Genomic DNA, 18,195 nt, shown 5'->3' on the forward strand with positions numbered 1-18,195 from the left:
TCAGTTCCCTAGGCTCAGTGGCCTCTCGGTGCTATGCCAACGCAGCTTGTTGCCGATGTAGAAGGCACCAGCCTGCGCGCCGCTGTCGGTGATGTACTCGTCCCAGGTCTCGCCACTATCTCGTGAGATGTACACCCGGCCGTTGGCACCAGCGTTGTTCGTGACGTGATCCACCACCGTGGCCAGCAGCACTGCGCTGCGGTTACCCATGGGCGCCTGCACAACGCTGATCATGCATTTTGTGTATGCCCTCACTCGGTTGGCGATCACGCCCAGGAGTTCTGCCTGGCCCGTGGCCAGGTCGATGCGCAGGCAGTGGATCGCATGCGAGGCCTGGCTGACTCGGTCAGAACCTGTAACCGGATACGGCGTCGCGATAGCGGCCGTCACAGCAAAGCCGTCGCCCAGGATCTGCAGTTCGCTGAATGGCTCGATTTTCGCTGAGCCTGCGGTTCGCCCAGGGAAGACTGCTGTGCCGCTGTCGATAACGAAGGGGTCGCCTGGCTGCAGATCCATGCTTGGCGCGAACAGAGGTGCCGCGGCTACGGACAAAGGCATGCGCACCGGAGCACCACCGCTGGTGACGTACAACACGAATCGCCCGCCAATACCCCGGTTTTGCCCTGGTGTGCTGGCTGCGCGTCGACGGTATTCATGCTCCCATACCAAGCACACTGCGGTGAACGATTCGCCTTGCCCCAAATCTCGGCGCAGATGGCAGGCGCCGACGATCCAGGGCTGGATGAAGCTGGCTGGCGTCGAGGTCGGAATTGGAGAGCCACCATCGCCGTAGTCCCAGTCGGCCAACAGCGTAGCGCTGCTGCCGCCGACGATGGTGGTCACCAGCGAATAGGCAGGGCCGATCAGATCGGTATCCGGCGAACTCTCGTCACGCGGGTTCTCGTCGCGCCGAGTGCGGTACACGCTGAACACTGCGAAACCATTGCCCGCCCTGGCCGGATGCGGCACAAGAAACTCACCATAGTTCGGCAGATCTGGCTTGTCGTAGCCGTCCCATGTCGGGAGCAGCTCCGGCAGCGGCCGAAGTTCGGCGATTGGCAGATCAGCCGGCAGCACGACCTGGAGCGATTGGATGGCCGCACGCGCCGGCGGGTTCTCTGGGTTGTAATCCGCCCTGTCGTATCGACCAACCGCCACCACCAGCCCTTGCTCACCGTTGCGGTCGTAGTAGCGCGGCCGATAGGTCGTGCCCGGTTCACTCGCGTACCAAGTACCCTGGTACTGCCGGAACACTCGAGCCGCCACACAGAACAGATCAACGCCCTCTGCAGCGCCGCTCTGAGCCACAGCATGCGAGAAACCGGGCTGCGTTATACCTGGGCCTACGCGATTCCGGTAGGCATCACCGGTGCTGTACTCGGTGTATTGCACCAGTCGGCGAGTGTGCAGGCGCCAGCCGCCAGGCAGCATGCTCTCCGTTACCCAGAAACCATTTTGCGCCAAGTAGTCGCGCGGGATATCGCCGATCACCACCTCGGTGTCAGTAAACGACACTCCAACGGCCGAGACTGCCGGCGCGATCGCGCCACCCCCCACCGCTGCCGGCGTTACTTCCGTGAAGTACGTTCGATCATCCAGAGGATCGAAATTCGTTGCCGAGGCCAGCGCCAGCGTCGAACACTGAAGGTAAGCACCTGAAAGCAGCGCCCGGTCTTGCAGAGTCGGTGCCAGGTTGATGAGCGAGTAGAGAAACCCATCTTCCGGCGGCCCGCTGAAAGGCAGCAGCATATAGGCCGGCACGCGGTCGCCATCCATCTTGGCCTGATGCCGCTGGCCACCCTCCTCGATCAGATCCTTCGGCGCGAGCTCAACCCGTGCGCCGACGCCAACGGCTTGTTGGTTGTTTCCCCCGATCGGCGTGCCAAGGTTGTTCACACCAGCCAGATAGATGAATCCAGGCGGGTCTATCACTTGTGCGCTGTAAAGCCGCTTATAGCGCTTGGCCTGGAGCACGAACCCGTCGACGACCTGGTACTTACTCGCCGCAGCACCGATGGTCGATAGCTTGGTCGCCAATGTCCGCGCCAGCTTGGTCGCCCATACGCCAAGCGGCGAGGCGCAACGCACCGTTACGCGCGGATTCATCGTTTTGTTGACCTCAGTCGGCGCTGGCTCGCACCGACCTCTACCTCGATATTGTCCAGATCGGCGTAGGTGGCATCGGTAATTTCCAGTCGCAGTCGCCAATGCCGTGCGGTCACGCCCTTGGCAACTGGTGCACGCAGTTCATCACCAGCGCCAACAGCCCGGTACCGACGTTCAATCCCATCAGCACCGGTCAGGCGAACGTACACCTCCCCATCGGTGGTAACACCGGTATACACACTGCCGATCCGCTTCGCCTGGGCGGTACCGTAGTCACTTGCTCCGAAGTCGATAGCTGCGTGCAGCGTCTCCCCGTCGTCGGTGTCACCGCGCAAGCAGTACAGCCCGTCAGGCCGAATGGCGTAGGTCTCACCACCAGCGGTTGCGAACTGGGTAAAGCCGAAGTTCTGGTACGTGCTCAGTGCGCCGGTAACAACGTTGACGGCGTACTGCAGTGCCTCGCGCTTCGCCGTGCTTGCAGAGCTATTGATAGCGACCCGCTCCATGGCCAGCAGACGTATCACACCACCAAGCGTCGACTGATCACCAATGCCGATGTAGTCATACGCCTCCATGCTGACCAGCAAAACCAGGTCGACGGTGTCGGTCAGGTTGATATGGTCGTAGGCGAGGAACAGCACCACGTCGTCTAGGCGGCCAAAGTCGGCAGCGAAGATCTTGTCACCCCCATCCACCACTCCAGGCGGAAGGTAGGAAACCCATACGGTCATTCGTGCCTGAGCCTGCCAGCCACTGTCGATCCCGCAGAAGGCGACATTCGAAACGTAGCCTGCCGGCGCAGGCGCATCCCCAGTAATCCCCCCCACCACACCGACCATGCTTCGAATGGCCATCTGTGGCGCTGCTGCATAGCCCAGGATGCCGTTCTCTTTAGCCTCCGGCGAACCGGATCGGGCACTGAACAACGGAACAGGCCCTTTCGCGCTGATACCGCAGAACCTGCGTGCCCCAACGAAGCCAACCAACGCAGGTGCATTGCGTGCGATGCCGGTGCGCATCCTGCTGGTGATCTCGATCAGTGGTACGGGAGCGCGCCCTTCCATGTAGCAGTATGGGGCGGTGGAGACATTGCCGACCCAGCCCGGGGCTCTGCCCTCGATGCCCGTCGGGAACTGGCCTATCTCTGGCTCGTCGACATAGTCGGCCATGCCATACAACGTCACATCAGCGAATACGGTACCGAACAGAGGTGTTGCGAAGGTGTGGAACGGCTCGCCATCAATGAAAGTCCTGATCACCCCATTGCTGCGCTCGAAGCGCACCAGCGCACCCGGCACCAGGTCAACAGCCTCTGCAAGGTTGACTCCATGGCGGATCGGCGCCATGCCTGCCTTCCTGAACACAATCCCATGCGACACCTGGCCATAGGTGTGCTCATAGGAACCATCTGAAAGCCCGATGACAATGCCGGCCGGCGACTGCGGAATGCGGCACTGAAAGAAGCCTTCCTGTGGCAACGGCCTGGAACTACGCCCGCCTGCATTCCAGCCGATGCTTGCATACGCATCAGTACGCGCCGGTACAGCAGCGCGCCCCGGTACGGCGTCGTAACAGGTGATCTGGTTCTGGTAGATAGGGAGCGAACCCGATCCCCCGCCGACAGAGCCGCCTGAGCCTGAACCTATGTAACTGACGTTGCCATTGGCATCGAGGTATGGAACCCCGGAGCGCCGCCTGCTCGATGAAGCCAAACCGCCCGCACCAGAGCCAGCGACTGGCTTCATGCCCACCAGCACGGTTTCCGTGACGCAATATGCCGGTACAGCCGGGATAGCCGGCACTTCCGGTATAGAAACGAGCACGGGCTCCTTCTGCAGGCGGTTCATACTGCTTAGAACTCCGGCAGCGTGATGTTGCAGTAGTCGATCAGGTGCGGCGCACCAGCGACGAGCGAAGTGCTGCTCATCGGCATGTCAGCGCCAGCCAGACCGCAGGTGCCCTGGATGCGCACGTCAGTAGTGGACTGGCTACCACCGTCCGACGATTTGACGAAGCGGAAGAACGTGGCGTCGCCCGAGCTTGCGATGTTGCTTTCCCAGACTTCGCTCAGCGACTTCACGAGCACCGCATTCGGCGCAGCGCCTTCAAAGGTCAGCCCGGCGCCGCTGGTTTGCACCTTCACGTCGACGAGCAACACGTTGGAGCCAGATAGGGCGGCGTCGACAGATGCAGGTACCGGGCCGCTATAGATGCGGATCGAACCACCATCAAGCAAGGATTTGAGCGAACCGGTGACGGCCATGCCAGTGCGCAGGCCGGTAGAGAACTTGAGAGCCATGATGATTCCTCAGATGACGTTGGTAGGCACGTAGGTAATGCCCGCGATCAGTTGGCCCTTCTGGCCAGCGGTAACCTGCCGCGGAGAGGGGAAACGGACGCAGGACAGCAGCAGCCCTGAATTTCCGCCCTTGGTCGGATCGGAAACCATCAGAGAGCCGTACAGGGTCGCGTCACTTGTGAAGTTGAACTCGGCCATGTTGGTGGCGTTGTCCTGGGTTCCCACGCCATCGAACTCGCGCCGCCACTCTGGGCGGGTGGCTTCCGAATAGCCGACGAACTCCTGCAGGTTCGACGGAATGTCGGTTGCCTTCAGTCCCGAGCTGGGAATGACGTTGCCGCGCCAGAGCGCGCAGTAGAACGCGGAGATGGGCGCAGCATCGCCGAATGGCGACTGCAACAGAAACGCCAGGCCATCAACCGGAATCAAGTTGTCCGCCTCGAAATCGTCCGCGACGCTTCCATCAGCATTGAGCAGGCGGAATCGGTAGCGGAAACCACCGACGTTCATGTATTCGGACATTCGATGATCTCCAGGTCTGCAAAGTCGCGCGCTTGCAGGCGGTTGCCTTGCACTTCTCCGCGCATGCTGGTGACAACCAATTGGTTGCCGTTGTGGTCGAGCACGCCGGCAGCGCCGACAGTGCCGGTATCAGGGGCGTAGTTGGGGCGATTGGGGAGCGAGACAGATCCGTCGCTCCCGCCTATGGCTTGGCCATATTTGGTGAACCAGGCGATTCGGCCGTCAGGAAGGTCTACGGCACTACCGGGTGCGGCGCCTATGTCGAGCACCCGCCGCTGCAACATGCCGGCTGTACCCAGACCGGTAATGAAGAACGTTGCATCCGCTGTGGCGACATACAGCCCGGTACCGACCGAGGCATGCATGGCCACCTCTGAGCCGAACTGAAGAAAACCCTTCGACGGGTTGTGCAGGTGAGGCCACATCGGCTCGGTGTGGAACAGGTAGCGGCCTCGCGAACCGACGATGACGGCGTTATGCGCAGCCAGCCGATCGCAATACGGCAGCGGCTCGAGCTCGGAAGTCATGAGACGCTGCGTGTCATCAGCGATGTAGGTCATTCTCAGCGCGCCGGCCAGCGGCTCACCTTGGTAATACAGGGTCTGACCATCGGCCACGCTGCAGTAGACACGGCATGAGCGGGCATCCCCGCACACGACGCGTAGCTCTTGGCTACCGTCCAAGCGCACCACGTACGGTAGAACGCCAGATTCCACGCCTCCCTCTATTGCAGTGGCAGCCACCTTGTAAAGGCCGGCTGGCAGTTGCCCGGGAACCAGCTGAAGATCGAACGCCGGCGCCGGAACGGCCCAAGGGCTCACAGCGTTGCCGTCGAACCGCAAACTGTTATGCAGGCTGTTCAGGTAGAGCGTGTCGCCCAGGTAGGCAGCAGCAATCGGCCCGTTAGGCTCGATCGTGGCCAGCAGCTCAGCGCTGTCAGTCGCCGGGTCATATGCCAGTACCTGGGCACCATCAACCAGAACCAGCAGGTCGCCAGCGGCAAACAACCCACGCATATTGGCAACGGCCTCAACCGCCCGCTCGAACCCAACGCGAAGCTCCAGCTTCCCGCCGACGGTGGCGTCCATGTTCACCGCCTCAACGACGGCGCCATCTGGTAGACGCTCTGGCTTGGCGACGTTGTTCGCGCCACTGGCCCAGCTATCAGTACGGAGCATGTCCATGCGTCACCCTCCGTACCTGATCTTCCGAGCACCACCGCGACGAAGCAGGGCTTCCTCGTAGATCCGCTGGCACTCGTAGTTAAATTCGGCCAGGTAACGGTCGGCCTTAGCGCCATCAAAGGTCTCAGCGTCCTGGACGTTGTAAGCGCGATGTTTGATGAACAACAGGAGATACTCGCGATGCGTTGGCGCAACATCAGGGACACGCGAGTCCTTCTGCACGTCCTTGATGGGGCGCCGTACAACCTGTAGCACCACCTTGCCGCCTTCACGGGGAGCCGGCACCAGCGTCATTTTCCCGGCAGCCGAGTTGGCCAGAATCACGGCTGGCCTCCCGGTTTTTGGGAGGCTGGAGCGGCGAATCTCGGCAGGAGAACGCACGTCGATTGGCCAACAGCGTTCACCCAGAACCAACTCGGAGTCGACGATATCGATCACATACTGCGGGTAATCGACAACGTCTTCCCCGGCGCCGAAGAGGATCTCGACGCCATCGTCGAAGATGCTCTTGGTCTTCTCGGCAAAAGCCGCCAGCGCCCCATTCGTGAAGCGCAGCAGTTGGCTGTCGCTCCAGAAATAGGGATCAACCATGTCCTTCTCGTCTTCACGAAAGGCCTTGATCAAGTCGCTGACGGCTTCGTACACGATCAGACCTCTTCTTCTTCTTCGGTCTCTTCTTCTTCAGCGCTCAGGCTGTCCACGTACTTCGCCCAAGCGCCTTCGAGTTGCACTTTGGTGACGTTGAATCCAGTCTGTTTCTTGACGGCTGCGAGCTTGGCCACGCCCTGAGCATCAAGCTCCTCGGCGACCTGACGCTCCATAATCGCGGCAATGGCCGCGACGATCAGTGCATCCTTGCTCTGGTCGCTGCTGGCATCACCACCGATATCGTCGATGCCAACAACACCACAGCCCTCGCCAATAGCCACCTTGCGGAATCGCTCAGGGATCACGGTTCCCTTCTTGCCGTCGGCAGGATCTACGCCATAGACAACGCAGGAATGGCCGCCAGCGGTGAGAGCCATGTGCAGCTCGGTCTTGCCTTTCGGCGGCAGAAAACGTGGTTCAGTCATGATTTGCCCCTCGTGAGGTACGGAATAGAGGCCGGGTCTCCCCGGCCTGATGAATCAGCCTTGGGTGGACTCGGTACGCTTCTGGACGATGTACTCGACCAGCAGCCGGCACTTACCTGCAGTGGCGGCAGCACCGGCCGACGCGTAGGTCACAGTCAGGTTGCCCTGCACTGGCATTGCGTAGCCGGTCAGATCGAGCGGAACCAAGTCCAGCGCTTTCACATCAGCAGGCGCCACGGTGTAACGATCGTCGTCTGCAGCATCACCAACTTTCAGGGTTGCGGTGGTGGCCGCATTGAAGCCGGTGAGTGGCTGAATAAAGCCACCGGTAACGATCGCGCCACCTGGCAGCTCGATCGCTGCCTGTACTGCGCCGTTGCTGAAGTCGCTGAAGTTGATGTCGACAAAGGCCACCAGCGGCGCCTGGCGCGACGCGTTCTTCGTGATACTCATGATTACTTCCTCTGTTGCTGGCCGAGATCCCCGGCCAGCTCTGCCAGAAACCCCGGGATCAACCCAGGAAGTGATCGATCGCGAGCACGCCGAAGTCTTCGACCGACTCGTCGTAGATCGAATAGAACTTCGGCTTCAGCAGACCGAACATCTTGTCGACGCTGATGCCCACCTTGGAGTCGTAGTCGAACTTCTTCTCGACCCACTCCGGCACGCCCAGGTCGGCCATGCCCAGCGCTTGCGCACCGCAAAGCAGCGAACGGGTACCGTCGATGTTGCCGCCGGCGCCCCACTTGCTACCGGCCGCAGCGCCAGTGGTGCTGTAAACCAGGCGATGCTCGTGGATCACCGCGCCGTCAATAGTCACAGTGCCACCAGTGAACCATGGCGAGTTTTTGCCATCCTTCTGCGCCAGAGCCACCACAGCACGCTGGTAGTCCGCATCCTTCTTCAACTGAGCCAGGGTGCCCGGCTTGACCAGGAGCACGTAGTACTCCTTGCCGGAAGCCATCAGCGGCTTGACGTAGTGATCCTTCGCGTAGGCGATCGCATCCACGATCATCTTGTAGCTGGCAGTGAAGCCGCTTGCGATCGACGCGGTGTTGCTGGTGACGAGGTTGGTGCCGTTCCACATCAGGTGACGCTTGGACGAGGGGGCAGACACGTCGGCGGCAAATGACAACGATGGGAACGGCGACCCAACACGGGGCTTCCCGTTGTTGTGGAAGGCATAGGAAATGCCCGACAACGTCAGGAAGACGAGCTGGTCGATACGGTTCGCCAGCCAGTAGGCCAAGCGGTCGCGAGCCTGCTCACGGAAGTTGATGACGGTCTTCTGATCCGCCATCTTGCCCTTGTTGCGCACCTGGTGAGAGATCAGGTCAATCGAGAGCTCGACTTCGAAGTTTTGCATCTCCTCTTCGTTGCCTTCGCGCTCGTTGTCACCGATCACACCGTCCTCGATCAGGTCAGCGACAAGCTGCATCAGCACCTTCTCGCCCTTCTCGGTCTTGGTCAGTTCGGTGATGCGCTGAATCATTGCACCCGGGCCGGTGCCCAGGAATTTCTTGCAGAACATCTGATCGCGGGCGGCGCTCCATACATCGCGCGACCAGACGATCTTCTGCTTGCTGTTCAAGCGAGCAAAGTTGGTAACAGCCATAGCTGCTCTCCTCATCGATTACTGTCGTCGTGTTTGGGTTGTGTCGCCTACCCGAGCGAAGACAGGCTTTTGGGGAGAGCCAGGAACTCTGGTGTGCAGCTTTACGCCCTGCAGGCGATGACACCGTGTCTCGGTGAGCGAGCAGCCATGCTGCGGGAGAATTGCCCCTGGCCTTGCAGCTCAGGGGCACCCTTCCACTCCTTGAACCATCCCTGGCCCTGTTGCCTGTTTATGTCACTGGAAAGGCGAGTCAATCCTTCTCGCTGACAAAATCGCCGCGCGCCTTGCGCTTCTCTGCCTCGGGGAGCGCCTCAAACTCATCCTCGCTGAGCCTGGCGTAATCGATATCCTTGCCACGCTCACCGACGCCTGGCATCACCGGCGGAATCTGACGCTCGCGCTTGAGGTTGCGCTCCACCTGCCCAGGCTTGAGGTTCGCCTTGTCTTTGGGCTTCTCCGGATCTGCCGCTTCCTCTTTCGGCGCATAGCGCGGTGCTACCTTCTCGACCGCCATGGCCACGGCCTTCGATGGGGAGTGACCCTGCTTGAGGTAAAAGTCTCGACGAGCAATGACGTCCTCGATCGCGTCCTGGTTTGCATCCTCGGCCGCGTTGTTCAAGAACGGATACTTTGCCAGAGCGTCACCCAGCACCTTGCCCAGACGCTCCTGCTCGGCCTCAGCATCGCGACGCTGCAACTGCTGCTCAGCAGCCTTCACGGCACCATCTGTCGAACTGGTTTCGTACTGCTTGCGTTCTTCGCCGCGGATTTCGCCCCGGATCTGGCGAGCCTTGTCCTTGTCGCCCTCCAACACGGCGTCCATGTAACGATCTTCCGCCGCATCGAAATCGTAGGGCTTGGCCTCTTCCTTCGCAGGTGGCGCGGCATCATCGGCACCTTTACCGCCCTTGGCCCGCGCCAGCTCTTCCTCCAGACGCAAGCGCTCGGCGCGCTGAGTCTTCAGCTCCTCGTTCACCTCATGAAAGCGAGCATGCGGCACCATCCTGGCCTTACCGCCTTCGCCGGCCAGTTCCGCCAACGCATCTGGATCTAGATCATCCTCAGGATCTGCTGGGTCTGCTGGGTCTGCCGGATCCGAGGGCTCATCGTCGCCATCATCGGGATCGTCCTCAGCTTCACGCAATGTAGGGTCGACGTCATCGCCACGATCACTACCATCGTCAGGATCGTCAGGATCGCCTTGCGGCTCGTCGTCAGGATCGTCCTCCTCCTCTTCTTCCTCTTCCTCAACACCTGGGTACAGCAGTTCGGGATCAGAGTCTTCTGAGCAGTCGACCATGGCATTTACACCGCGCGAATGGCGGATGGCCAAGGCAAGGTCGGACGATACAAATTTGTGATTCAGGTTCATGGGTGCCCCCTTTGGTGCTTGTGATTACTTAGCTGCGATCTGCTTGATGTCGGCCATCTTCTGCTTGGCCATTTCCCGCACCGCCGCCATGCGCTTCGGGTCTTTCTCGATTTCCTTGGCGCGCAGCAGAGTTCTCATGTCGTCCTCTGCCTGCCACTTCTTGTCTTCGCTAATTGCGGCGCCTTTCATGCTGGTGCTCCCTCGATGCGACTGGTCTCGATGCCCGCCATCAGCCCCACGCCTGGATTGGCAGGAGTCAGCGGATTGGTGTTGGTAGGAATGTCGGCTGCTATCCCGCCCACCTGGTCAGGTGATGGCACGATCGGCGGAAGATCCTGATCCTGTTGGCCAGCAGATCGCAGCAGAGCGTCTGCAAGGCCTGCAGTGATTGGATTGGTGGCGATGGTGGCTGCCGTCTGGATTGCGCTGTACTGCGCCTCGACTGCACGATTGACGGTTTCCTGCTCAGCCTTCTTGGTCTGAGCGTCAGCCAGCCTGGCTCTTGCTTCGTTGAGCGGGTCAGGCGGCGCTGCAGCCTGCTGCTCCATCGACTCGATGATGTCCTGCTTATCCGTGACGTTGCTGTGCTTGAGCACATAGTGATCAGGGATGTTCACGCCCTTCTCGCGCATCTCCATGAGCTGCATGAACTGGCTGTTTTCGAATGTCACCTGCATCGGCTGCTCGGAAACCACCACATCGTATTCACCGATGGTCAAGTCATTGAGCACGCCACCGCCATCGGACGGGTAGTTGACGTACAGATCCTCGGTAACTGGCCGACCCCGACTGTCCTGCTCGGTGATCTTCATGATCCGCGGCTCGTCGTAGAACGTCTGGATAAGCTCCAGAATCCGGGTTGCCACCATGTTTCGCGTCTTGGCCAGGTTGTCCAAGGGAACAGCGAGCCCCTGCTGAGCAGCGAACTGGCGAGACTGGATAGCGATACCGCTGATCTCTTTCCCCATATTCCCGGTCATCGCGTCATTGATGCCGGTGGTTTCGTCGATCAACTGCCCTGATCGCTCGATGATCCGGTCAATACCAGTCGGTATTGAGTTCGGCGTGATCTTCTGCGGACGCTTGTCGAGAGCCGTATCGCCCTTCAGCACGACAGAGAGACCGGTTTCAGCGCCACGACTGGCCATTTCGTCATCGCTCATATTGGCGATGGTGTTGGCCCACCACATCCATCCGCTGTTTGCGGTGGTGTTGATGGTGTGCAGGAACTGGCTCATCGACTTATTCATGAGCTGCTGAGGGCCGATGGCGTCATCGACCAGGCCGGTGGTCTTGCCGCGGCGGAAGAACGGGAAGAACGGCACCACGGTGAAGTGCTTGAACGGGCTCCACTCGTCATGCAGCGTAGTGTTATAGGTGGTGATGACCCAGCGCACACGCTTCACCCGGCGAGTGGCGGGAAAAGCGCCCACGACTTCAGCGATCTGCTCGTCGGTCATGCCTTCTGTGGTGCGAATATCACCGGTGAGAGTGATGAGCACCTTGGCTTTTTCCGTCTTCCAGAACTGACGCTCAATCACTCGGACGCGCTTGCTGCCATCCTGCAGGGTCGCTGACCCCAAGTATCCCGTGACCCCGGTGTCTTCATTGCCAAACTTGTTGCGCTCTTCATCAGCCTCATCGTCGCCGAAGTCCTGATCGTCTTCGTGCTCATTTTCGACCTTGGAGCGCGCCTCCTCCCCATACAGATCCTCGATCTCATCCAGGGTCAGCCAACGGGTGATGATCACGTCGCCCCATTTGTCCGGGTCGTAACTCTTGGCATCTGGGTCAGGGATAACATCCAGGGGATCAAGGTCGGTGACAGTAATCTCGCCCAGAATCGAATCCTGATAGCTGATGCGGATATCGAAATAGCCCCGCTGCTGGATCATCCCATCGCCGAACACCTGGGTTTCAATCCAGTGCAGGCCGGTGTTGTCGCTGACCTGCTTGGCGACCTTGCTCAGCACCTTGGCCAAGTCCTCGTCGGCGCCGTTGCCGCGGGGCTGAAACGCAATGTCCATGCGGTTCTGGATCTGGTACCCGATCGCAGTGTTCAGCTTCGGCTTGATCTGGTTGAACTCCAGAGCTGGCCGACCTTCTGCCTCAAGCGCCTCGCGGTCGTCAGGGTTCCACTGCCGGCCACCGCCCAGGTAGAAGTTCTCGCACTCGCGCGCCTTCCTGCAGTAGCTCTGGTGGCCACGCATGCGGCCGTACTCATAGCGCTGCCAGTTGCTGTTCGCCTGTTCTTCTCGGGCCATTCGTTAAGCACTCATCGCTGATTTGCGGCCTTTGCCAGCGATAAGCCGGCGTTTCCATTCCGGCATCTCTATGTCACTGGAGGCGATTGGCAATGCAAACGTGAGCGCAAGGGCGTCGCCAGCATCGGGCGATTTGCCAAGTTCCTTTTTGATGTTTTCTTTCGAGTCGAGCTTGATCTGACCGTTTGAGCTGTGTCGGTACCCTGGAGCAGTAAGGTCAGCATGCAGACTGTCATCGTCTGGCAAGCATGGAGTGATCATGTCGGCGATCCACTCAGCCATCTCGCCCCACATCTCACTGCGCTTGTTGAAATACTTGCGCTCGTCGGTGGCCTTGCTGCCGAAGTTCACTGCGGTCACCCGGTCGCCATACCCCAGCTCTACCAGGCGATCGTAGATGCCGGCCCCCAGCCCGCCGATGTCGATGAACACCATTCGAATGGTCTTGTCATCCTCGAGCATCCGCACGATCTTGCCGACCACCGCCATGGTGTCGAGACCGTTGACCTTATCCAGCCCCCAGGACTTGCGGCCTTGGCGATGAATGATGGCAGTGTCATCGTCACCAAACCGCGCAGGATCGACGCCAACGACATGGGCGCCGATCGCCTTGATGTGATTAGGGTTGATCTTCCTGGCCCTTGATACCGCCATGGTGTTGACCAGCGCCTTATGGCCTACGCGCTGGAACGCCATATCCGGCGTGGCCGGGTATTCCTGGTCGAACCAGGCGAAGTCGCCGTCGAAGTCGGTATTCGTCTTCGCCTGCCGCCAGGCCATCTGCCCTTCGTCGAGATCGAACGTCTCCTGATATTCCACTTCCTCGCTGGATAGCTCGAAATCGTCAGGCACATCACGCCGATATTCGCTCTGGATGAACCATGGAATGAAAACGGCCAGATAGTCGCTCTTTCCCGCAACGGCTTTCGTCCACATGCCGTGGAACAGGTTGGCCAGGCCGTTTGCAGTGGACTCGAGAATGGCTTCGCTGCCCTCCATCAGGGGCACCGTCTGCCCCAGGCCCGCCATGATGTGCTGGGCGTTCGGCCAGAACGCCACCTCGGATCCATGCAGAAACTGGATGGTGTCGGAGCGCCCGGCGTTTTTGCTGCCTGCAGTGGCTACCTTGTAGCCGCTGCGCAGCTTGGCGAAGCTCAGTTCGGTGCCGCTGTTGCTCTTCGCCGCGGGCCGCAGCGTGTCGTCACTCAGCTCAAAGTATGTCTTTGCAATGCCGAACAGGTTCTGCGTTGCAGCATCAAGGTGAGTGATGATCATGGTGCGCTTGCCGAAGCGCATGCTGGTTCGCTTGTAGAACCGCGCAGCCACATAGGTGCTGACACCCTGCTGCCGGCCCTTGAGCACGATCACCCGCACCCAGCCTTTCGCAGCCAGTTGCTCCTCAACCCGCTTGTGCAGAAGGCGCTGAGCGTCATTCCACTCGAATGGCAGAATGTTCCCGCGCTTGTCGCGGATCTTTAGGTTCTTGGCGCAGTAGAGCTCATCGTCCTGATAGAGCCTGGCCAGCAATTGGTCTGCGGATGACATGAGAGCCCTCGGTCATGAGAGCTGCAGGCAATGTCACTGGGAGTAGGCAGGCAAGCTGGTTTGCCACAGACCGACGGCTTAAATTACAGTCACCCCTCCTCCATATCTTCAGGGAATAGATGAAATGCCGGATCTATCGTCGTTTAACCTCGCTGTAAGTCAACGCCAGGATCGCCTTCTCGAAAGAACCCAGTCCCGTAGGGCCAAGGCCGGAAAATTCCAAAGGGATATTGCCAACCTTTACGGACTAATAAACAGCAGCATCGGTAATGCATATGACGTTTCGTTGGATAAAGTCGAGTCAGCGTTTATTTATGACAACCTAACTGTTAGTACTCATGATCTACACGTAAAGATCTATGACGTCACCATCAAATTCGAACCTTACGTAACAAACGAAACTCTTGAAGTCAAAGCAACCAACTTCTCGCACATTCACTCAGAGCTGACCCTTCGCCAAGATCAAGGTGAATGGCAGATATTCATAGGCGCACGCTTAGACGTGCAACTTACACCCGACCAAATCCGGTCGAACATTATTTACGTTCTTACTAATACCGACATCACTCTCAGTCCAGAGTGATGAAGCCGGGCTACATCCGCTGTTGCAGACAATCTACACATCACCTCTGCAAAGGTTCAATTTCATAACCCCCAGCAGGCTTCGTTGGCCTGCTGCTCTTTGAATATATAGCTACCTAACCACGAACGGTAATAACCTCTTCCCATCTTGTCGTGTAACACAGGCTCTTCATCTCCCGCTTCATACCCCACCAGGGGTCGACCGGCACCCGGCCCATCCGCACGGTGCCGCGCCCTTCCCGCTTATTGATCGCGTCCACCGCCGCCATCAGCTTGTCACTGCCCGCCCGAGCCGCCGGCGCAAACAGATCCGCCGTCACCTCGCCGCGCTGGCTCAGGTCAGTCAGCAGGATCGAGCACTTGGAGTACTTGAAGCCCGGTCGGTAGATCGCGTTCAGGGCGCGCAGCGCAGGCGCCAGGATGTCCCGCGTGTCATCGGTGGGCATAGGTAGCGCAACGCTCTGCGCGTTCGAATAGCGCGGCTGGTGGGGGTTGTGCACCTGCGTCTGCAGGCCCACCTGAATCGCGCCGCACAGGCTCTGCTGGGTGCGCAGCTTCTCGGCAGCCCGCGTCACGTAAGTGGCCAGCGCTTCGCGTATCGGCGCCAGGTGTTCCAGTTTCTCGCCAAACATCTTGCTCGAGCATATGGCCTGTTTCGGCGGTGGGCCGTCGTTGAAGTCAAGGCAACTCACCCCGCGCAGCTCGCGCGCGGTGCGCTCCAGTGTCACCCCGAACGTTTTGCGCAGCGTGCCGATATCGAACTGCGCCAAATCCCAGGCGGTTTTGATGCCCAGCACCATGAGCTGTGGCGCAATGCGCCGGCCAATGCCCCACACCTCGTCCACCGGCGCAATGCGCAACAGCTTTTCCTGCCGCGCCGGGTCGGTCAGGTCGACTACCCCGCCAGTGCCTGGCCACTTCTTCGCCGCCCAGTTGGCCAGCTTGGCCAACGTCTTCGTAGTGCTGATGCCCACCCCCACCGGCATGCCGATATCGGCCAGCAACCGCGCCCGCACCTGGCGACCGAGGCCGTCCACGTCGGCCACGCCGGTCATGTCCGCGAAGCACTCGTCCACGCTGTACACCTCGATGCCCGGCACCATGTCGCGGATGGTGCGCATCACCCGGTTACTGATGTCCGCGTACAGCGTGTAATTGCTCGATCGCACCGCAACGCCGGCGGCGCGCAGCTCTTTGCGCACCTGGTAGTAAGGCACGCCCATGGCAAAGCCCAACGCCTTCACCTCGCTGGTGCGCGCGATGATGCAGCCGTCGTTATTCGAGAGCACCACCACCGGTACCCGCTTCAGCTCAGGCTGGCAGATCCGCTCGCAGCTGCAGTAAAAGCTGTTGCAGTCGATCAGGGCGAAAACCAGCTGCGGTTTCATCCCACGTTCCCGTTGATCCACGTCACGATGCCGAACAGCTCAACAGCCTCATCACACTCAATGTCGATATCTGGCGTAAGGCAGTCGGGCGCGCGCAGCACAAGCCGGTCATCGTCGTTACGCATGATCAACCGCATGCGGTACCCAGCCCCGTCGCCGAGATCCACCACAGCCAACCGCGCCCGAAATTTCGGGTCGGTACCAAGAGTCAGCGGGTAGCCGCGGTGAACCACCACCAGATCGCCCGGGTACAGACCAAACCCGATCAAGCTGTCATCCCGCACCTTCATCGGCCAAATGTGCGGCGCCCCAATGCCCATCAGGGCATCCAGCGAGAGGGCTTCTTCCTTCTCATCCTCGGCGGGTGACTGAAAGCCCGTAATGCGCAGCTCCTGCACTTCGGGCAGCACATGGGCAAGCCGGTTGAGCCGGCCAAGAATGGAGAGTGACATGGTACAAATCTCGAATTACTGTATACACATACAGTAATCGAGGTGTCACACCATGGCAAAAGGCAACTCACGAACGGCATATGTTGCCAGGGCCCTCCCCAGCCCTGCATGCCCATGATCCGCGGCCTTCCACCATGAATGGTCTCGGCATTTCCCGATCAGTGGTAGTGAATGGAGCGATAGGCGACCCCGTAGCCTTTGGCACATTGCCATCTACGCGAGGCTAGTCTAAATTTGCCGCCATCAAACACCATCAGGGACGAGATGCCTCAATGCAGCCTATTGTAGATACTGTAGTCTATGTTATCCCTCCAACTGGGAACTGGCTTACAGATGCCGCCGGCATTTTCTCAGCGATCACCGCAGCAGTCGCAGTTATCTACACTCATATTCAAGTAAAGAAGCAGAACAAACTCAACTCCTTGCTGGTCACACCTCATCTTACAATTGCCTTCACAACAGATACTGATGACGACACATTTGCTGTCGAGATAGTTAACAACGGCATTGGCCCTGCTGTAGTTAAGAAGATTGAGTTCTACGCTGATAACGAGCTTATACAAAAGCCTGTAAAAGATGCTCTGGTAATAGCCACTGATAGGGTATTACCTTGGGCAGATGGCAAGCGCTACTACGGAATGTTTTCAGTCGGCACATTTCTACCAGTGGGCAACATAACCCGGGTATTAAAATGCATATCGAATGATCATGATGTTGTACAAAGTCGCAATTCTTTCGCCAGACGAATAAATATCCAAATTGAATATGAGGATATTTTTGGCACGCCATTCATCTTTGTCTCCCAAGAAAAAATGAGGGAAAGCGAGACCTAATGAACTCGGACACCGGCTGTGCAGGTCACGATATGGCGATATAGTTCGTGCTATCGGCAATTAGCAAACTAGAGACGCCCTGCCATACCAGGCTGGTTCTCCCGGCACTCGTACTGAACTGTGCGGCAGCCTTCGTCAGCGTCCCTGAAGTCGTATTGCCAGAGGTATCGTGTGTTTCGACGAACAGACTCGTGAACGGTATAGCCGCCTTAGAAGCATAAACCCCCGTCAACTCAAGACGAATGGCCCGCTGCCCACTCGCTTCATCGGTGAAAGCTGTTAGAACATAGAACATCCCGAGCGCATTGAGCACGTTCGATAAGGCGTCGATGTTTGCGTTAGGCGGGCTAATGCTGCCGTAAGGCCCCAGCCCAGCGCCGGCCGCAGACGGGTGTCCGAACCTACTGCCCTCCATCTTGAGCGTTATCTTGTATTTCCCGGAAGAAAAGCCAGCAACCACACCAGGTATCACAACGGCAGAACCGGAGCAGCGGCTGATCCAGAAGGCGCAACTGCCTGTGCGACTACTGCAAGCTTGCCCTCTGCGGTTTCAGTGCGCTGCTGCAACTCCAGGATCTGCGCTTCGGCTTCTGCCAGCTTCTGTTCGGCCTCGATCGCGCGCTGGGTTTGTTCGCCGGCCAAGCGCTCGCCTTCGTCAGCGCGGGCGCGTTGGTCAGCGAATTCCTGCAGCCGAGCCTCATGATCGGTCGCAGCTTGATGTGAGCCGGCGATGATGTCGGCTGCCACTGGCCCGAACAGATCGGCCAGCGCTGATGGAATGGGCTCGCCAACGCCTACCACCGGCATCGGCTCGCTGATGCGCAGCTCTTGGTAAAACTCGCCATCACTCATCAGGTCGACGGCCTCACGGTAGCGCAGCGTGTAGCCGGCAGCAGTTTGGAAGTCGAGGATGATCTGGCGCACGCGCCGTTCTTCGGTCAAAGCCATGATGTTCTCCAA

The 18,195-nt window shown here is 59.3% G+C and carries 18 protein-coding genes; 2 read left to right on the forward strand and 16 right to left on the reverse strand.

The annotated features are described in order from the left end of the window. The 13 genes from ACZ3GY_RS12520 to ACZ3GY_RS12580 all read right to left on the reverse strand — a co-directional run bounded on the left by ACZ3GY_RS12520 (window position 1) and on the right by ACZ3GY_RS12580 (window position 13,803). Window positions 1-2,106: a hypothetical protein gene (locus ACZ3GY_RS12520; RefSeq protein ID WP_465910252.1), complete on the reverse strand. Its 2,106-nt coding sequence runs from the start codon at window positions 2,104-2,106 to the stop codon at window positions 1-3. Further along, the gene (locus ACZ3GY_RS12525; RefSeq protein ID WP_465910253.1) at window positions 2,103-3,953 is read right to left on the reverse strand and encodes a hypothetical protein; all 1,851 of its coding nucleotides are present in this window, start codon (window positions 3,951-3,953) and stop codon (window positions 2,103-2,105) included. The genes ACZ3GY_RS12520 and ACZ3GY_RS12525 overlap by 4 nt, the downstream gene beginning before the upstream one ends. 5 nt (window positions 3,954-3,958) lie before the next feature. Further along, a complete protein-coding gene (locus ACZ3GY_RS12530) occupies window positions 3,959-4,405 on the reverse strand; it encodes a hypothetical protein (RefSeq protein ID WP_465910255.1) in 447 nt (148 codons plus the stop codon). Between the two features lie 9 nt (window positions 4,406-4,414). After that, window positions 4,415-4,927, reverse strand: a complete 513-nt coding sequence (locus tag ACZ3GY_RS12535) for a hypothetical protein (protein ID WP_465910256.1) — start codon at window positions 4,925-4,927, stop codon at window positions 4,415-4,417. After that, window positions 4,912-6,015: a hypothetical protein gene (locus tag ACZ3GY_RS12540; RefSeq protein ID WP_465910257.1), complete on the reverse strand. Its 1,104-nt coding sequence runs from the start codon at window positions 6,013-6,015 to the stop codon at window positions 4,912-4,914. The genes ACZ3GY_RS12535 and ACZ3GY_RS12540 overlap by 16 nt, the downstream gene beginning before the upstream one ends. A gap of 99 nt (window positions 6,016-6,114) precedes the next feature. Then, on the reverse strand, window positions 6,115-6,756 hold the full coding sequence (locus ACZ3GY_RS12545) for a phage adaptor protein (protein ID WP_465910259.1): 642 nt from the start codon (window positions 6,754-6,756) through the stop codon (window positions 6,115-6,117). Between the two features lie 2 nt (window positions 6,757-6,758). Beyond that, entirely contained in the window at window positions 6,759-7,184 is a 426-nt protein-coding gene (locus ACZ3GY_RS12550; RefSeq protein WP_465910260.1) for a hypothetical protein, read from the reverse strand. A 54-nt stretch (window positions 7,185-7,238) separates the two neighbouring features. Next, a complete protein-coding gene (locus ACZ3GY_RS12555) occupies window positions 7,239-7,637 on the reverse strand; it encodes a hypothetical protein (RefSeq protein WP_465910261.1) in 399 nt (132 codons plus the stop codon). A 58-nt stretch (window positions 7,638-7,695) separates the two neighbouring features. Further along, the gene (locus ACZ3GY_RS12560) at window positions 7,696-8,799 is read right to left on the reverse strand and encodes a N4-gp56 family major capsid protein (RefSeq protein WP_465910263.1); all 1,104 of its coding nucleotides are present in this window, start codon (window positions 8,797-8,799) and stop codon (window positions 7,696-7,698) included. A gap of 250 nt (window positions 8,800-9,049) precedes the next feature. Next, on the reverse strand, window positions 9,050-10,171 hold the full coding sequence (locus ACZ3GY_RS12565) for a hypothetical protein (protein ID WP_465910265.1): 1,122 nt from the start codon (window positions 10,169-10,171) through the stop codon (window positions 9,050-9,052). A gap of 24 nt (window positions 10,172-10,195) precedes the next feature. Next, window positions 10,196-10,360: a hypothetical protein gene (locus ACZ3GY_RS12570; protein ID WP_465910266.1), complete on the reverse strand. Its 165-nt coding sequence runs from the start codon at window positions 10,358-10,360 to the stop codon at window positions 10,196-10,198. Then, window positions 10,357-12,435 (reverse strand): portal protein, encoded by a 2,079-nt coding sequence (locus ACZ3GY_RS12575; RefSeq protein ID WP_465910268.1) that lies wholly within the window; start codon window positions 12,433-12,435, stop codon window positions 10,357-10,359. Before ACZ3GY_RS12575 ends, ACZ3GY_RS12570 begins: the two co-directional genes overlap by 4 nt. Before the next feature lie 3 nt (window positions 12,436-12,438). Beyond that, on the reverse strand, window positions 12,439-13,803 hold the full coding sequence (locus ACZ3GY_RS12580) for a terminase large subunit (protein WP_465910271.1): 1,365 nt from the start codon (window positions 13,801-13,803) through the stop codon (window positions 12,439-12,441). 301 nt (window positions 13,804-14,104) lie between these two features. Between ACZ3GY_RS12580 and ACZ3GY_RS12585 the strand changes: the two genes are divergently transcribed. After that, on the forward strand, window positions 14,105-14,563 hold the full coding sequence (locus tag ACZ3GY_RS12585) for a hypothetical protein (protein ID WP_465910272.1): 459 nt from the start codon (window positions 14,105-14,107) through the stop codon (window positions 14,561-14,563). Between the two features lie 115 nt (window positions 14,564-14,678). Here the strand turns inward: ACZ3GY_RS12585 and umuC are convergent, their stop codons facing one another. Together umuC and ACZ3GY_RS12595 are read right to left on the reverse strand one after the other, a co-directional pair. Next, window positions 14,679-15,950: a translesion error-prone DNA polymerase V subunit UmuC gene (gene umuC / locus ACZ3GY_RS12590; protein ID WP_465910273.1), complete on the reverse strand. Its 1,272-nt coding sequence runs from the start codon at window positions 15,948-15,950 to the stop codon at window positions 14,679-14,681. Next, window positions 15,947-16,402 carry a LexA family protein gene (locus ACZ3GY_RS12595; RefSeq protein WP_465910274.1) on the reverse strand — a complete coding sequence of 152 codons (456 nt, stop codon included), beginning with the start codon at window positions 16,400-16,402 and terminating at the stop codon, window positions 15,947-15,949. Before ACZ3GY_RS12595 ends, umuC begins: the two co-directional genes overlap by 4 nt. Window positions 16,403-16,674: 272 nt before the next feature. On the opposite strand from ACZ3GY_RS12595, the gene ACZ3GY_RS12600 reads away from it, so the two are divergent. Then, window positions 16,675-17,235, forward strand: coding sequence for a DUF8453 domain-containing protein (locus ACZ3GY_RS12600; RefSeq protein WP_465910276.1), 561 nt, complete (start codon window positions 16,675-16,677; stop codon window positions 17,233-17,235). Between the two features lie 468 nt (window positions 17,236-17,703). On the opposite strand, the gene ACZ3GY_RS12605 is transcribed toward ACZ3GY_RS12600, so the two are convergent. Beyond that, window positions 17,704-18,183 carry a hypothetical protein gene (locus tag ACZ3GY_RS12605; protein ID WP_465910277.1) on the reverse strand — a complete coding sequence of 160 codons (480 nt, stop codon included), beginning with the start codon at window positions 18,181-18,183 and terminating at the stop codon, window positions 17,704-17,706. Window positions 18,184-18,195: the final 12 nt, after the last annotated feature.

The organism is Pseudomonas sp. PME37.24/006 (assembly GCF_055556635.1).

What these genes read in the sequence shown, in the direction of transcription:
- ACZ3GY_RS12520 (WP_465910252.1), bottom strand. Translation starts at nt 2,106, where the DNA reads ATGAATCCGCGCGTAACGGTGCGTTGCGCCTCGCCGCTTGGCGTATGG.
- ACZ3GY_RS12525 (WP_465910253.1), bottom strand. Translation starts at nt 3,953, where the DNA reads ATGAACCGCCTGCAGAAGGAGCCCGTGCTCGTTTCTATACCGGAAGTG.
- ACZ3GY_RS12530 (WP_465910255.1), bottom strand. Translation starts at nt 4,405, where the DNA reads ATGGCTCTCAAGTTCTCTACCGGCCTGCGCACTGGCATGGCCGTCACC.
- ACZ3GY_RS12535 (WP_465910256.1), bottom strand. Translation starts at nt 4,927, where the DNA reads ATGTCCGAATACATGAACGTCGGTGGTTTCCGCTACCGATTCCGCCTG.
- ACZ3GY_RS12540 (WP_465910257.1), bottom strand. Translation starts at nt 6,015, where the DNA reads ATGGACGCCACCGTCGGCGGGAAGCTGGAGCTTCGCGTTGGGTTCGAG.
- ACZ3GY_RS12550 (WP_465910260.1), bottom strand. Translation starts at nt 7,184, where the DNA reads ATGACTGAACCACGTTTTCTGCCGCCGAAAGGCAAGACCGAGCTGCAC.
- ACZ3GY_RS12555 (WP_465910261.1), bottom strand. Translation starts at nt 7,637, where the DNA reads ATGAGTATCACGAAGAACGCGTCGCGCCAGGCGCCGCTGGTGGCCTTT.
- ACZ3GY_RS12560 (WP_465910263.1), bottom strand. Translation starts at nt 8,799, where the DNA reads ATGGCTGTTACCAACTTTGCTCGCTTGAACAGCAAGCAGAAGATCGTC.
- ACZ3GY_RS12565 (WP_465910265.1), bottom strand. Translation starts at nt 10,171, where the DNA reads ATGAACCTGAATCACAAATTTGTATCGTCCGACCTTGCCTTGGCCATC.
- ACZ3GY_RS12570 (WP_465910266.1), bottom strand. Translation starts at nt 10,360, where the DNA reads ATGAAAGGCGCCGCAATTAGCGAAGACAAGAAGTGGCAGGCAGAGGAC.
- ACZ3GY_RS12575 (WP_465910268.1), bottom strand. Translation starts at nt 12,435, where the DNA reads ATGGCCCGAGAAGAACAGGCGAACAGCAACTGGCAGCGCTATGAGTAC.
- ACZ3GY_RS12585 (WP_465910272.1), top strand. Translation starts at nt 14,105, where the DNA reads ATGCCGGATCTATCGTCGTTTAACCTCGCTGTAAGTCAACGCCAGGAT.
- umuC (WP_465910273.1), bottom strand. Translation starts at nt 15,950, where the DNA reads ATGAAACCGCAGCTGGTTTTCGCCCTGATCGACTGCAACAGCTTTTAC.
- ACZ3GY_RS12595 (WP_465910274.1), bottom strand. Translation starts at nt 16,402, where the DNA reads ATGTCACTCTCCATTCTTGGCCGGCTCAACCGGCTTGCCCATGTGCTG.
- ACZ3GY_RS12600 (WP_465910276.1), top strand. Translation starts at nt 16,675, where the DNA reads ATGCAGCCTATTGTAGATACTGTAGTCTATGTTATCCCTCCAACTGGG.
- ACZ3GY_RS12605 (WP_465910277.1), bottom strand. Translation starts at nt 18,183, where the DNA reads ATGGCTTTGACCGAAGAACGGCGCGTGCGCCAGATCATCCTCGACTTC.